Origin of the sequence: Streptomyces cupreus (assembly GCF_014257025.1) — a bacterium.
Classification (GTDB): Bacteria; Actinomycetota; Actinomycetes; order Streptomycetales; family Streptomycetaceae; genus Streptomyces; species Streptomyces cupreus.
The window spans coordinates 21,562-35,146 of the sequence record NZ_JACMSF010000050.1 but is presented as its reverse complement, the minus strand read 5'-3'; the positions used below and the strand labels follow the sequence as shown (position 1 = coordinate 35,146).

General features: G+C 70.1%; 16 protein-coding genes and 1 pseudogene. 6 read left to right on the top strand and 11 right to left on the bottom strand.

Going from position 1 to position 13,585, the window contains the following annotated elements:
- Window positions 1–31: 31 nt before the first annotated feature.
- Window positions 32–442 carry a transcriptional repressor gene (locus H4N64_RS33620; RefSeq protein ID WP_186286315.1) on the top strand — a complete coding sequence of 137 codons (411 nt, stop codon included), beginning with the start codon at window positions 32–34 and terminating at the stop codon, window positions 440–442.
- Between the two features lie 40 nt (window positions 443–482).
- Here H4N64_RS33620 and H4N64_RS33615 read toward each other — a convergent pair whose 3' ends face one another.
- The 10 genes and pseudogenes from H4N64_RS33615 to H4N64_RS33570 form a co-directional block, all read right to left on the bottom strand.
- Complete coding sequence (locus H4N64_RS33615; RefSeq protein WP_186286314.1) at window positions 483–1,316, bottom strand: isoprenyl transferase; 834 nt, start codon at window positions 1,314–1,316, stop codon at window positions 483–485.
- Window positions 1,317–1,332: 16 nt separating this feature from the next.
- Window positions 1,333–2,079, bottom strand: coding sequence for a DNA repair protein RecO (gene recO, locus H4N64_RS33610; RefSeq protein ID WP_186286313.1), 747 nt, complete (start codon window positions 2,077–2,079; stop codon window positions 1,333–1,335).
- Between the two features lie 41 nt (window positions 2,080–2,120).
- Window positions 2,121–2,207, bottom strand: a pseudogene (locus tag H4N64_RS46505) (DNA repair protein RecO); the annotation flags it as partial.
- A 26-nt stretch (window positions 2,208–2,233) separates the two neighbouring features.
- Window positions 2,234–2,800, bottom strand: a complete 567-nt coding sequence (locus H4N64_RS33600; protein WP_418896315.1) for a DUF1266 domain-containing protein — start codon at window positions 2,798–2,800, stop codon at window positions 2,234–2,236.
- A 98-nt stretch (window positions 2,801–2,898) separates the two neighbouring features.
- The gene (locus H4N64_RS33595; protein ID WP_260860130.1) at window positions 2,899–3,786 is read right to left on the bottom strand and encodes a DUF6879 family protein; all 888 of its coding nucleotides are present in this window, start codon (window positions 3,784–3,786) and stop codon (window positions 2,899–2,901) included.
- Between the two features lie 133 nt (window positions 3,787–3,919).
- Window positions 3,920–4,888, bottom strand: coding sequence for an SCO2521 family protein (locus tag H4N64_RS33590; RefSeq protein WP_186286310.1), 969 nt, complete (start codon window positions 4,886–4,888; stop codon window positions 3,920–3,922).
- A gap of 1 nt (window position 4,889) precedes the next feature.
- Window positions 4,890–5,870: an SCO2522 family protein gene (locus H4N64_RS33585; protein ID WP_186286309.1), complete on the bottom strand. Its 981-nt coding sequence runs from the start codon at window positions 5,868–5,870 to the stop codon at window positions 4,890–4,892.
- The gene (locus H4N64_RS33580) at window positions 5,867–6,784 is read right to left on the bottom strand and encodes an SCO2523 family variant P-loop protein (RefSeq protein ID WP_186286308.1); all 918 of its coding nucleotides are present in this window, start codon (window positions 6,782–6,784) and stop codon (window positions 5,867–5,869) included. Before H4N64_RS33580 ends, H4N64_RS33585 begins: the two co-directional genes overlap by 4 nt.
- Window positions 6,785–6,788: 4 nt before the next feature.
- Complete coding sequence (locus H4N64_RS33575) at window positions 6,789–8,639, bottom strand: SCO2524 family protein (RefSeq protein WP_186286307.1); 1,851 nt, start codon at window positions 8,637–8,639, stop codon at window positions 6,789–6,791.
- A gap of 58 nt (window positions 8,640–8,697) precedes the next feature.
- Window positions 8,698–9,492: an SCO2525 family SAM-dependent methyltransferase gene (locus H4N64_RS33570; RefSeq protein ID WP_186286306.1), complete on the bottom strand. Its 795-nt coding sequence runs from the start codon at window positions 9,490–9,492 to the stop codon at window positions 8,698–8,700.
- A gap of 262 nt (window positions 9,493–9,754) precedes the next feature.
- On the opposite strand from H4N64_RS33570, the gene H4N64_RS33565 reads away from it, so the two are divergent.
- The 3 genes from H4N64_RS33565 (at window position 9,755) to bla (ending at window position 11,589) form a co-directional block, all read left to right on the top strand.
- Complete coding sequence (locus H4N64_RS33565) at window positions 9,755–10,288, top strand: GNAT family N-acetyltransferase (protein ID WP_186286305.1); 534 nt, start codon at window positions 9,755–9,757, stop codon at window positions 10,286–10,288.
- Window positions 10,289–10,395: 107 nt separating this feature from the next.
- Window positions 10,396–10,632 carry a hypothetical protein gene (locus tag H4N64_RS33560; protein ID WP_186286304.1) on the top strand — a complete coding sequence of 79 codons (237 nt, stop codon included), beginning with the start codon at window positions 10,396–10,398 and terminating at the stop codon, window positions 10,630–10,632.
- Window positions 10,633–10,713: 81 nt separating this feature from the next.
- Window positions 10,714–11,589, top strand: a complete 876-nt coding sequence (gene bla / locus H4N64_RS33555; RefSeq protein WP_186286303.1) for a class A beta-lactamase — start codon at window positions 10,714–10,716, stop codon at window positions 11,587–11,589.
- Here bla and H4N64_RS33550 read toward each other — a convergent pair.
- On the bottom strand, window positions 11,582–12,019 hold the full coding sequence (locus H4N64_RS33550) for a protein-tyrosine phosphatase family protein (protein ID WP_186286302.1): 438 nt from the start codon (window positions 12,017–12,019) through the stop codon (window positions 11,582–11,584). The two genes, bla and H4N64_RS33550, sit on opposite strands and share 8 nt — an antisense overlap.
- 81 nt (window positions 12,020–12,100) lie before the next feature.
- On the opposite strand from H4N64_RS33550, the gene H4N64_RS33545 reads away from it, so the two are divergent.
- Together H4N64_RS33545 and H4N64_RS33540 are read left to right on the top strand one after the other, a co-directional pair.
- Window positions 12,101–12,637 (top strand): SigE family RNA polymerase sigma factor, encoded by a 537-nt coding sequence (locus H4N64_RS33545; protein ID WP_186286301.1) that lies wholly within the window; start codon window positions 12,101–12,103, stop codon window positions 12,635–12,637.
- Window positions 12,630–13,553, top strand: coding sequence for a hypothetical protein (locus H4N64_RS33540; protein ID WP_186286300.1), 924 nt, complete (start codon window positions 12,630–12,632; stop codon window positions 13,551–13,553). The genes H4N64_RS33545 and H4N64_RS33540 overlap by 8 nt, the downstream gene beginning before the upstream one ends.
- Window positions 13,554–13,585: the final 32 nt, after the last annotated feature.

Sequence of the window (13,585 nt, the reverse complement as noted above, 5' to 3'; positions counted from 1 at the left end):
GCCCGGCAGGCAGACCCAAGGAGGCAACCCCGTGACGACCGCTGGACCGCCCGTGAAGGGCCGCGCGACCCGGCAGCGGGCCGCCGTGGCGGCGGCCCTGGACGAGGTCGACGAGTTCCGCAGCGCGCAGGAACTCCACGACATGCTCAAGCACAAGGGCGACTCGGTCGGGCTCACCACGGTCTACCGCACGCTCCAGTCCCTCGCCGACGCCGGCGAGGTGGACGTCCTGCGCACCTCCGACGGCGAGTCCGTCTACCGCCGCTGCTCCACCGGCGAACACCACCACCACCTGGTCTGCCGGGTCTGCGGCAAGGCGGTCGAGGTGGAGGGCCCGGCGGTGGAGAAGTGGGCGGAGTCGATCGCGGCGGAACACGGCTATGTGAACGTGGCGCACACGGTGGAGATCTTCGGCACGTGCGCGGAGTGCGCCGCACGGTGAACCGGTGAGGTCTGGGGGCCGCGCCCCCAGACCCCGTTGCTCAGTCCTGCTTGCCCTCCATGGCCAGCAGTTCCTCGTTCGGGATCGCCCCGCCGAACCGCCGGTCCCGGGACGCGAACTCGACACACGCCCGCCACAGGTCCCGCCGGTCGAAGTCCGGCCACAGGACGTCCTGGAAGACCATCTCGGCGTAAGCGCTCTGCCAGAGCAGGTAGTTGGAGGTCCGCTGCTCACCGCTCGGCCGCAGGAACAGGTCCACGTCCGGCATGTCCGGGTAGTACAGGTACTTGGCGAAGGTCTTCTCGTTGACCTTGGACGGGTCGAGCCGCCCGGCCCTCACATCCTCGGCGAGCGCCTGCGCGGCATCCGCGATCTCGGCCCGGCCGCCGTAGTTCATGCAGAAGTACAGGGTCAGCTTGTCGTTGCCCTTCGTCTGCTCCTGGGCGACCTGGAGCTCCTTGGCGACCGACTTCCACAGCTTGGGCATCCGCCCGACCCACCGCACCCGGATCCCCAGCTCGTCGAGCTGGTCCCGGGTCTTGCGGATGAAGTCGCGGTTGAAGTTCATCAGGAAGCGCACCTCGTCGGGCGAGCGCTTCCAGTTCTCCGTGGAGAAGGCGTACAGCGAGATCGCCCCGACGCCCATCTCGATGGCGCCCTGGAGCACGTCCAGCACCCGCTCCGCGCCGACCTTGTGGCCCTCGGTCCGCGGCAGCCCGCGCTCCTTGGCCCAGCGCCCGTTCCCGTCCATGACGATCGCCACATGCTTCGGGACGAGCTCTCCGGGGAGCTTCGGCGCACGGGCCCCGGACGGATGCGGCTCCGGCGCCCTGTACTCCCGACGCTGCCGCCCCAGGATCCCGCGTACGACCATGTGCCCCTCGTCTCCCTTACTTTTCCACGTACCGAAGCGAACGCAGCCCGCGCTCCAGATGCCAGTGCAGGTAGGCGGAGACCAGTCCGCTGCCCTCCCGGACATGCCGTGGCTCGCAGGCGTCCGCAGTGTCCCAGTCTCCCGTAAGCAGCGCACCGAGCAGTTCCAGGGTCTGCGGCGAGGGTACGACGCTACCGGGCACCCGGCAGTCGGCGCATACGGAGCCTCCCGAGGCCACCGAGAAGAAGCGGTTCGGTCCCGGCATCCCGCACTTCGCACAGTCGCTGAATGTCGGGGCGTAGCCGTTGACGGCGAGCGACCGCAGCAGGAAGGCGTCGAGAACAAGGTGCGGGGCGTGCTCACCGCGGGCGAGGGTCCGCAGCGCGCCGACGAGCAGCAGATACTGCTGCACGGCCGGCTCGCCCTCGTGGTCGGTGAACCGCTCGGCGGTCTCCAGCATGGCCGTGCCGGCGGTGTACCGCGCATAGTCGGTGACGATGCCCCCGCCGTACGGCGCGATGGTCTCGCTCTGCGTGCACAGCGGCAGCCCGCGCCCGATCAGCTCGCTCCCCCGAGCGAAGAACTGCACGTCGACATGGGAGAAGGGCTCGAGCCGCGCCCCGAACTTCGACTTGGTCCGCCGCACACCCCGAGCAACGGCCCGCACCCGCCCATGCCCACGGGTGAGCAGCGTGATGATCCGGTCCGCTTCCCCGAGCTTCTGGGTGCGCAGGACGATGCCGTCGTCGCGGAACAGACTCATCGCGCGCCCCCACGGGGTTGCGGCCGGGGGTCCGGGGGTCGCCCCCCGGGAAAGCACAGCATGATCCGGTCCGCCTCGCCCAGCTTCTGGGTGCGCAGGACGATGCCGTCGTCGCGGAACAGACTCATGGGGCCATTCTCCCGTACGCCAGGGGTCAGCGGGGGCGGTCGGGGTGGCTGATGGTGGTCCAGGGGGCCTGGTTCCAGGGGCTCGTGCGGTTCGCCGGGTCCAGGAGGGACCGCAGATGTGCGTCGGCCTGCGCCTGCGGTGCGCCGAATCCGGCGTCGGGAGTGCCGCGCAAGCCGTCCTGCCACACCTTGCGGCCGAGCAGATAGTGATCGGCGTACTCCCGCCAGGATCCGTACGTCCCCACCACCGACGGCACGATGTTCTTCAGCGCGGTCCAGGCGTCCGCCTCATCGAGCAGCCCGCAGCCGAACCCCCGGCGCGAGATGTCGACGTACAGGGCCGCGTCCCAGGCGAGCGGCGAGATGCCCGTGAGCCGGTACGCCCGCGCCCGGTATCCGGTGCGGGACAGATCGTCGAGGCGGTCGACCAGTTCCGCGCGCGAGGTGATCCCCCACTGCTCGGCCAGCCAGCGCCGCGCACCGTCATCGTCGATGCGGGTGAACGGGTACAGGGTGGTCCTCGACGCGCTCCGGTCCCGGCTCACCGGCGCGCTCAGCGACACCATCCACAGCTGGTGCGTGGTGAGCGGCACGGGATATCGGCGGACCGCCTTCGGGCCCCTCTTCCTCCGGTTCCACAAACCCATGCCGCCGCACCCTAGCGCCCGGCGTCAAGGCGCCTCGCCGCAGGTCACTCGGGACTGCTGGTCTCCCACAGGTCCTCGAAGCGCTCGATGCGTTCCGAGACATGGTCCGGCGTCATCTTCAGCGTGGTCTTGGTGGGCGTGGCCCGGACATCGGGCTCGATCTCGTAGCAGAGCTCGCCGTCGAAGATGATGAAGTCGTTCACCGAGGTCACCGGCGCGTTGTCCAGCTCGGACTGGTCGACGATCCGGGCGTCGATGCCGTACCTGCGCTGTCTCTCGCACAGCTTGCGCAGCGCTTCGGTGATCTCCTCGGGGCCGTCGACGAGGAAGAGCCGCCGTATCTCCACGCCCCGCTTGCGGATGGCGTCGCCCTGCGCGACCAGATACCGCTTGCCGGGGCCACTGGACCAGAAGTCCCGGTCGACGGAGGTGCTGGTGGCGTAGAGCGTCTTCTTGGTGCACGCCGTCAGGTCGATCAGCCACTCGTGGTTCTCGCCGGGGCAGTCCGCGGTGCCGTTGCTGAGGTTCTCCATCAGCAGGGCGAGGCTTGCGATCTCCTCCTGCGCGAACCGCTTCACGATCTCCGAGCCGTGCTCGCCGACCTGGGTGTACTTGCGGGCCAGCCGGGTCACCCCGTCGGACCGCAGCACGGACCGGTCGACCTGGCTGAACAGCTCGGTCGCCGCGTTGATCTTGGCGAAGCTCTCGTCGACCGCCGACCGCATCTCCCGGTGATGGTCGGCGAGAGAGTCCCGCATCCCGCGGATCCGGCGCTTCTGGGCCTCCTCCACGGCCTCAAGACGCTCACCGAAGTCCACCAGGTACTGCATGATCAGCACGGCGCTGCCGACCACCACGGGCATCGTCCACTGCCACTGCTCGCTCGCGTCCGGGCTCAGGACGTTGGTCAGGAAGAACGTTCCTGTCGCCAATAACGCAGTGACCAGCGTCTTTCGGAACAGTTTGGACCGGCGTTCTTCCTGTGGCGGCGGTGCTGTCCTTACTTCTCCTGTCGTCGCTCCGTTCATGTCTTTCCCCCGTCGGGTGTCTCGTTCGGGCCGCCCCTCAGCGCGTACTCAGCGCCTGGTGCAGCAACGGAATGGTCTGGACGGCCAGTTGGTCGCGGATCCGCTGGACGAGGCTGTGCCACTGGCGGCTGAACCCCGGTTCTCGTTCCAGCTCGTCCCAGAGATGACCCAGCGTGCGGTCCACATGGGCGCGCGGCATCCACAGATGCAGCAGATGATCGACGGCCGGCCGCAGCGCGAGCACGGCCGAGGGCCCGTCCGCCGCGCCGAGCCGACTGTTGTCCAGCATGTGCACGACGGTGGTGAGCAGCCAGTCGTGCAGCGCGAGGTCCTCGCACAGTCCGGCCGCCGCGGCCGCCGGGGTGTCCGCCGGCAGCCGCAGCTCCATGGACCGCAGCCCGTCCTCGGCCAGCGTGAAGCGGACCAGCGCCGGGCCCTCGCCGTCCGGAGCCCGACGCGCGGTCCACCGCAGGTGGGTGCGGCGGGACTTGAAGGGCGCCTTGTGGTCGAGGAGGGGGTGGCGCAGGAGCCCGGCGAGCAGTCCCTCCGCGATCATCCCCAGGTCCAGTTCCCCCCGTCCGGCACCGCGCAGCACGCCCTGAGCGGTGGCCTGTTCGGGCAGCTTCCCGAACGGCTCGACGAGCCCGGGCCGGACCAGGTACTGCCCCCAGGGGCGGCGCAGATCGGGCCCTGTGGCCGGGGCGCTGAAGTACGCCGTCGCCTGGAGCACCCGTCCTTCGGTGAGCGCGGCGCGGGCGGCCACCGTACCGACGGCCCGGACGCGGGCGCCGTTGGCGGTGGGCAGCCGGCAGTCGACGCCGGTCAGCACCTCGGGCGAGAGGACGTACAGATTGGGCCGCTCGGAGACCCGGACGTGTTCGTCGGCGCGCAGCCTGAGGAGCTGGGCCGCGGCCCGTCCGTCCAGCGCCTGGAAGGACGGCAGCAGACAGGTCCGCACCTCACCGCAGACGAGGACCGGACGCGCCGACTGTCCGGGGGCCGCCATCTCAGGTCCCTTCGTCCGAGGACTCGGCGGGCTCCTCGTAGAACACGTAGGAGGCGCGCTGGGCGACCGCGGCCGGGACCTCGACCCTCTCGCCGCGGGAGCGCCTGTCGACCTGCTCAAGGGCCCGCGCGTCCACGTCTATCTGGTCCAGGACCAGCCGGACCGCGTCCTCGACGGCGAGGAAGCGGTTGGGCATCAGGGTGCAGGTGCGATAGGCGCTGAACGGGTCGGCCTCCGGGTTGAGCTGGAGGAGCGGCGGCAGCCGGTCCCAGTCGTGCGGGAAGTCACCGCCGTCCCAGGGCTTCGGGGTCAGCACGGGCTCGCCGAGGTGGCGCAGCAGGCCGAGCCGGGCCAGCTGCCATACGGCGGCCAGGAAGGGGCAGGACCACAGGCGCCGGCCGTCCTTGTCGGACCACAGCTCGACGTCCATGAACACGGAGTGGTTGCGGGCGGCCGTCTCCTGGGGCGGCTGCCAGGCGGTGACCTCGGAGAGGGCGGCGCCCCGGCCGGGGCTGCGCTGGCCGTTGGCGAGCCAGCCGGTGCGGCTGACGGGCGGGCGGGAGCCGTAGGAGCCGGGCGGCGGGGACTCGACGAGGCGGTGCATGACGGACTCGGCAAGCTCGATGCGGTCGGCGACGGCGCAGCCGGACTCGCGGGCCAGGTAGTCGATGGTGAGCCCGGCCTCCTCGGCCTCCTTGAGGATCAGCGGGACGAGTTCGGCCGGGGTGGAGAAGCGGCTGAAGTAGTCGTCGATGAGGAAGCAGGTGCTGATCCTCGGCCGGTTCGCGCCGGCCCGGCGGGCGGCGGAGGCGCGGGCGGCCTCCACCCAGATCCGCACCTCGGCGAAATGCTCGCCAAGGCGCTTGGGCCCGGCCTCGAAGTCCTCCATGTAGAGGTGGCCGAGCTCCAGGGAGAGATGGGACAGCGGTACGGCCTGGGTGCGTGGCTCGGCGCTGGTCTCCCGGAAGACGACATCGGTCATGCCTGCTCCCAGTACTTGTCGTCGGTGAGCCGGCCGGCCAGGTCGCTGAGCGCCTGCCAGGTCTCCATGTTGGCGATCTGGCTGTCGAGCACGTCCTCGTCGGTGATCAGCTGCTCCCGCCACTGGAGCACCGGTTCCAGCGGTACGGCGCCCAGGACCTGGCTGTAACCGATGCCGTGCGAGGAGGCGAGCTGCTTGAGGTCCCGGTCGCACTCGCGCATCCACGCCGACTGGGTGGCCGAAACCTGCGACCACAACGCCGACTTGGGGTCGGGTACGGCGGCCCGTACGAACCGGATGGAGCCGCGCAGCGCGTCCTCGTCATGGCCGCGGGCGACCCCGCCGGCGACGATCCCGCGCTTGCCGAAGACCAGACCCGCGGCCGCCGCCACATGCTGTCGGGTCCAGCGGTGGAAGATCAGCCAGCGCGCGTCGACCCCGCGCATCTCGGGCAGCGAGGTGGCTTCCAGGACCATGTCGACGGCGTACGAACGGCCCGCGCTGAGGTCGACGACGATCAGGTCGAACTCGGAGTTGAGCCGCAGCAGCAGATCCACGCAGCGCCGGAGGTTGTCGTCGTCGGTGGCGAACTCGCCGCCGCTGAGGTCGCCCGGCATCAGCACCAGACGGCCCGATCCGGGCGGCCGGTTGCGCAGCACGCGGTGCTCGGTGTCCGCCCAGACGTCGACGCGGACCGGTTCACCGACCTCGCCCACCAGATAGGAGTGCAGTCCGCGGTCCTCGGCGGCCTGGCGGGCGTCGGGCACGTCGAAGACGGCGGAGGCGGTGGGCGAGCCGAAGTCGAAGTCCAGGTAGCAGACATCGTCCCCGGACAGCGCCCGGTGGTAGGCGAGGTTGGCGCTGGTCACGGAGCGGCCCGTGCCTCCTTTGTCGGAGGCCGCGAAGATCAGCACGGGGTCACACTCCCTGGGCCGCGGCTTCGCGTGCCCGGCCGAGGGCGTCGAGCTGTCCGAGGACGTCGAGGGCCAACGAGTAGGCGGTGCCGGGCTGTTCGTCGACGAGGAGGCGGGCGCGGCGCAGCTTGACCTCGATATTGCGCAGCGTCATGCCGTGCCGGCCGTCGTCCTTGGGCGCCGGTTCCATCTGTTCGTTGCCGAGCAGATGGGCGGCCTCGGAGAGCAACGCCTTGGCCAGCTCGATCAGTTCGAGGCTGCGGATCGGCGGCTGCTGGTACATCTGGTGGGCCTGCACCATCACCTCGGTGACACGCTCGGTGATGCTCCAGGACACCGGAACGCGCCGCTTCTGGATGTCGGCCTCGGGGTAGGCGGCGTGCACGTTGTCCCACAGGCCCACGCCCTCGCCGTCGCGGATCCGGCGGCGCCACATGTGGTCGAAGATGCTCTCGGCGAGCCCGAGGAGCCGGTCGTGCGAGGCCAGGTTCCGCGAGAGCGTGCACAGCTGGACGGTCCGCTTCAGCAGCTGCGCCGAGAAGTCGCTCATGGACCAGGTCATGGGCGGCCCGAGCCGCTCGCTGCCCTGCAGGGGCAGGGCGACGCCCACGTTGTGCAGGGTGTGGACCATGGGGTCGTCCATTGTCATACGGCTGGTGATACGGCCGCGTTCGGCGAGGCGCTCCATGATGGTGACCGTGCGGTTGAGGTCGTCGTCGGTGGCCCGGCGCCGCATCAGGTCGTGCACGAGGATGGCGGCGACGGAGAGGGAGAAGTACTCGGACTCCAGCTTCTGTCCCGTCGTACGCCAGGGAATGTCCTCCAGGGGCCAGCGGTCGGCGTCGAAGCGGGCGATGCGGGACCAGTACTGCTGGGTGAGCTCCCAGCGCAGTCGCAGCGCCTCGGCGAGCCTTTGCTGCTCGGTGTTGAGCAGGCCCAGGGTGAGGGTGCGGTCGGAGAACAGGTCCTGGATGCCGTCGAGGGCGACGACGGTGAAGTACAGGTACGGCACCGCGTTGGCGGCGCCCTCGGGCTGCGGTCCGATGGGTTCGTCGGTCTCGACCTCGGGGGCGTCCTTCACCAGGCTCCAGGCCCAGCCGCACTCGAAGAGCTGGCTCTCGTCCTTCAGGCCTTCCTGGACGTCGATACCGAGCTGGAGGCTCTCGACGATCGCGGCTCGCAGCGGGCGGAAGCGGTCCTGGAACTTCTTCAGCACCTGGCGCTGCGAGAGCCGTCCCTGGCCGAGGAGTTCGCACAGGGTCTGGCCCTGGGGGGCTTCGGTGTCGAAGACGTTGACGGTGAAGGAGCGCAGCAGGCTGACCATGGCCGCGGTGAGCCGGGCGCTGGTGGCGGAGCGCAGCTCGGCGATGGTCTCCTTGGTGTCGGTGCGCCGGGTCTTGTTCTCGTAGACCTTGAGGAAGCCGAGGGTGGCCAGGCACAGGGTGATGGACATCGAGAAGGAGTCGACGACGCCGAGTCGGCGCTGTTCCTCGGTGAGTTCCCTGTTCTTGTCGCGGGAGCCGAAGTAGTAACCCCCGGCGAACGTGGGCCGCTTGTCCTCGCCGGTGTGGGTGCGCATGAACTCGGCGGCGGCCGTGACGAGGTTGGCCGGAATGTCCAGCCGCCCGCCGGCCTTCTTCAGCACCTGTTGGACGTCGTCCTGGGTGGTGTCCGGATCGTCCAGCCGGAACGCGGGAATCTCGGTGGCCGGATAGAACAGGCAGAGCAGTCGCTCCGCGTCGGCGACGCTGCTCTCTCCGCCGTATTGGCCCCAGCTCCACTCCCCGGCCTCGAACGAGTGGCGACCGAGCGCCTGCCAGATGTCCAGCAGGTGCTGGCGTGGCTTGATCTGCATCCCATGCCCCTCACACAGGCCGCACTGCCATCAATGGAGGAAAATCACTCTTCTGTTGTCAGTCACCCAGTGGCGGAATACGGGAATCCGAATTCCGCCTGCCATAGGCGACGATCATTCCTGAATACCCGTCACGCACAGCGGCCGAGGATTTCAAACGGACGCTCGTGAAATCGTCCGAGAATCGCTCCAGGCTCGCGGACACCTCCGGCTCCCCCACATCGCAGGCGGGGAAGAAATGCTCACCGGCGTGATAACCCTTGGAATGCTCCATGAAGGCGGCGGCGAAGGGCGCACCCGGGGCCAGGGCCCGCAGGAAGCACTCCACGCCCCGGTCGAACTCGTCGCGCGAGGAGGTCATCGACTCGGCGACGAAGAACATCGTCCCCATCGACCATCGGCCCTCGTGCCGCACCAGGTCGAAGAGGTTGCCCTCCCGCACCCCGACGACGTCACGGAAGCGGGCCCGCGGGTCCATGTCCAGGGCGCCGTAGGCGTCGTTCTTGCACAGCACGCGCCAGAACTGGTCCCAGTTGCCGTCGTAGGAGTCCACCTGGGACCTGAGATAGCGGACGTTGGCGGACGAGCGCTCGAAGAGCGTGATCTCGTCGCACCAGGGCAGCATGGCGAGCGCGGGGTAGAGATTCGCGCCGGCGCCGACGTCGATGCCTGAAACAGGTCGGACGCCTCGCTTCGGGAAATGATCGCCGAAATGATCCCGGATGACGGAAAGGATCTCCGCGTCCTCTGCCTGTAAGTCGCGGTAGTTGTGATCAACGTAGGCGATCGGGTCGAATGCTGCCCAACTGACGTCAGCATTCAGCTGGGCATTCCCCGAGGATCTCAAGCTCATTCATCAACGGTACCAACGCCGGGGGCGCGACGGATCCCCCTTGGGGCACTCCGATAAAAGAATGACCGCGGTGGGGCGCACCGGGGGCGCATGGGGGCGAATGGATTCGCGCGACCTGATCCGGCCTTGAACGGCCAGATTGTCCCGCTCAAGATGGTCGGAACTCTGCCGAACACACCCGAAAGGCAGACACCTCGCGTCTTCACTCGTACCACCCGTACGGGTGTCAAAACCGATTGACCGGGACCCGCAGGGGGGCGGTATGGCGGCTCTTCCAGAGGAACGTTTCCCTTCGCGTGGCGGGCGCACCGGCCACGCGCTCTTCCGCGACCGGGCGTTCATCGACCGGCCCCTGACGATGAGAGGCGTCACCGAGGCCGATCTGCCCGAACTCGTCCGCGTCGACCGCGAGGCGTTCCCCGAGGAGCCCTATCCCTACTTCGTCCTGCGCCAGTTGTACGACGTCCACGGCGACCGGCTGCTGGTCCTGGACGACGGCGAGCGACTGCACGGCTATGTCCTCTTCCCGACCTCCTCGGACGGTTACGAGGGCTGGATCATGAGCCTGGGCGTCACCCGGGACCAGCGCGGCCGGGGCCTCGGCCGGCGGCTGATGCTGGAGGTACTGCGCCGGCTGCGCACCGAGGGCGTGCGCGAGGTCAGGCTGACGGTCGAGCCGACGAACGCCGCCGCGATCATGCTGTACCGCTCGATCGGCTTCTCGTCGGAGGAGACGGTGCGCAAGGACTACTTCGGACCCGGCGAGGACCGCCTGGTGATGACACGGAGCCTGTGACCCTCAGGGGTCACCCCGAGCCCGAGGATGGGGGTGAACCCCTGGAACACAGTGCGTCACCCGAATGTGACGCACTGTCAAGATCCGTCAGGCTGCTGCGCCAGACCATGCAGAACGTCACCGCGGTCGCCGCCGGGACCATATGCAACGACGCCGACTGGCCGGCGACCGCCGACGCCTACCAGGCAGACGTCACGAAGAACCGGGCCGAGTATCCGCTGACCGCCGGCATGCCCGCTCAGCGGCGCCCTCAAGATGCGCGAGGCACCGAGTGCGGCGACCGGTTGGTCTCCCGCTTCCTCGCGACGGGTGAGCGGCCGGGAGGGGACGGCCGCTGCGACTGAGTCGGCAACCAAGGGACGAGGCCTGGCGTCGGTCACTGAAGAGATCGTTTCGACGCAGTACGACCGAAGGAGATCCCGCCCGTGAGTCTCACCCCGAGCCGCCGCACCCTACTGGCGACCGCGGCCGCCGCCTTAGCGGCGACAGCCACCCCGGCCGCGGCCGCCACCGGCCCCACCGCCCGCCTGCGCGCCCTGGAGGAGGAACACGGCGGCCGCCTGGGCGTGTTCGCCCACAACCTCGCCACCCGCCGCACGATCCGCCACCGCGCCGACGAACTCTTCCCGATGTGCTCGCTGTTCAAGACGCTCGCGGCCGCCGCCGTCCTGCGGGACCTGGACCGCGACGGCGAAGTGCTCGCCCGCCGCATCCACTACACCGAGGCGGACCTGGTGCAGCCCGCCTCCGACACGATCCTGGAGCACCTGTCCGACGGCATGACGATCGCCGAGCTCTCGGAGATCGCCATCACCCACAGCGACAACACCGCGGCCAACCTCCTGCTGCGCGAACTCGGCGGCCCCACCGCGATCACCCGCTTCGCCCGCTCCCTCGGCGACCGCGTCACCCGCCTGGACCGCTGGGAGCCGGAACTCAACACCGCCGAACCCTGGCGCGTCACGGACACCACCAGCCCCGCCGCGATCGGCCGCACCTACGGCCGCCTGGTCCTGGGTACCGCCCTGAACCACCGCGACCGCGAGCGGCTCACCGACTGGCTCCTGCGCAACACGACCTCCACCGCCCGCTTCCGTGCAGGGCTCCCCCCGGCCTGGACCCTGGGCGACAAGACGGGCTCCGGCTCCTACGGCACCGCCAACGACGTGGGCATCGCCTGGACCGAGACCGGGGCGCCCGTCATCCTCTCCGTCCTGACCACCAAGCCCGACCAGAACGCCGCCTGGGACAACGCCCTGATCGCCAAGACGGCATCGGTGCTGGCCGAGTCCCTCAGCTGAACCGCCGTACATAGCGCCGCTGCCACGGCGTCTCCACCGCCCGCGGGTCGTAGTGGCGGCGGACGTACGCGACGGCCTCCTCGGGCGGTACGCCGTCCAGGACCGCGACACAGGCCAGCGCCGTCCCCGTACGGCCGCGTCCGCCGCCGCAGGCGAGTTCGACCCGCTCATCGGCGGCCCGCCGCCAGGCCTCGGCCAGCAGCGCGCGGGCCGTGTCCCGGTCGGCCGGGAGCCGGAAGTCGGGCCAGCGGATCCAGTCGGACTCCCAGGGGACCTCGGGCGGTCGCCGGCCCAGGAGGTAGACGCCGTACGACGGGGGCGGCGCGTCCGGTGCGAGCGAGTGGCGCAGGGCGCGGCCCCTGAGCCTGCGTCCCGAGGGGAGCCGGAGTACGCCGGGGGCTCGCTCGTCCCACTGTTCCTCGCCTGCCATGGACGTATTCGAACCCGGTCCCGGACGCCGGGCAACCGAATCCGCGCGCATGGTGGTCTGGAGGGCGAGGGAGGGTGCTTGATGCAGGTCGAACTAGAAGACCGGTTCCAGGAGTTCGTCAGAGCCCGGTGGTCCCGTCTCGTACGGACCGCCTATCTGCTCACCGGCGACGCACACCACGCCGAGGATCTGACGCAGACGGCGCTGGCGAAGGCGTACCGGTCGTGGCGGCGCGTGGCACGCAGCGACAACCCGGAGGCGTACGTCCGGCGGATGCTGGTCAGCTGCAACAGCGACCGCTTCCGCAAGCGCCGGGTGCCCGAGGCGCTGACCGCGGCACCCCCGGAGACGGCGGGACGCGACGAGGCCTACGCCTGGGCCGACGAGCGCAGCGCCCTGCTGCCGGCGCTCGCCCAACTGCCGCCCCGGCAGCGGGCGGTGGTCGTGCTGCGGTACTGGGAGGACCTGTCCGAGGCGGAGGTCGCCGACACGCTCGGCTGCTCGCCGGGCACGGTCAAGAGCCAGGCGTCCAAGGGGCTGGCGAAGTTGCGTACGTATCCGGGGCTCGCGCGGGTGGTGGGCGGGCACGTGTCGACGGGGGGACCCACAGGTGAGTGACCAGCAGGACGAGCAGGCCGAGCAGGACTTCGCGGAGCAGGTGCGCGAGCTGCTTGCGCAGGACGCGTACACCATCCGCCCCTCGCCGGCGCCGTATCCGGCGATCCGCCGCCGGGGCGTGGTGGAGCGGCGGCGCCGGGTGGCGGCGGCCGGGGCGGTGCTGGTGACACTGGCCGCGATGCCGGTGGGGGCGTACGCGGTGGCCGGGGGCGGGGACGGCGGCGGAAGCACGGCCACCTCGCCGACGCCGTCGGTCAGCGCCCCGGTGTCCCCGACGCCCTCCCCAACCCCGTCCGGGCCCGGGCGCCCGGCCACGGACGGACAGCTCCTGGACGGGATCACCTTCGAGCAGGCGGCGGACGCGGTGGACCAGTGCATCGCCTACGACGAGCAGCACACCCTCGGCCCGGGGGACACCGGCCTCGGCCCGGCGGACAGCTACCGGATCATCCTGGCGATGAAGAGCACCGGCGACTCCAACGCGCCCGGTGACGGGATGTACGTCGTCGCGGTGAAGAAGGACGACCGGGACGGGACCCGGATGATCTGCAACATCCGCGAGGGCGAGGCCCAGGGCCTGAACGTCGGCGGCGGCGGCTCCGTTCCGGAAGCCCCGGCGGTCGTACCGGACATCAACGGCGGCAAGCTGTACCAGCAGTCCTTCCTGGACCGCGGCAACTGGAAACTGCCCTTCCGCTGGGGCGTGATCGGCACCTTCGAGTCCTCCGTCGCCAAGGTCACCGTCACCTACGGCGGCGCGACCAGCCAGGCGGCCCTGGACCACGGCTGGTTCGCGGCCTCCGGCGTCCTGAACGAGCAGGTCACCGTGGCACCCCGGGTCAAGGGCTACAACGCCGACGGCAAGCTCGTCTACGACTCCGACCAGGACAAGACGTACGAGAAGACGCTGCCGTAACAGCGCTCCGAGGGGGTGCCGTACAGGGGTCG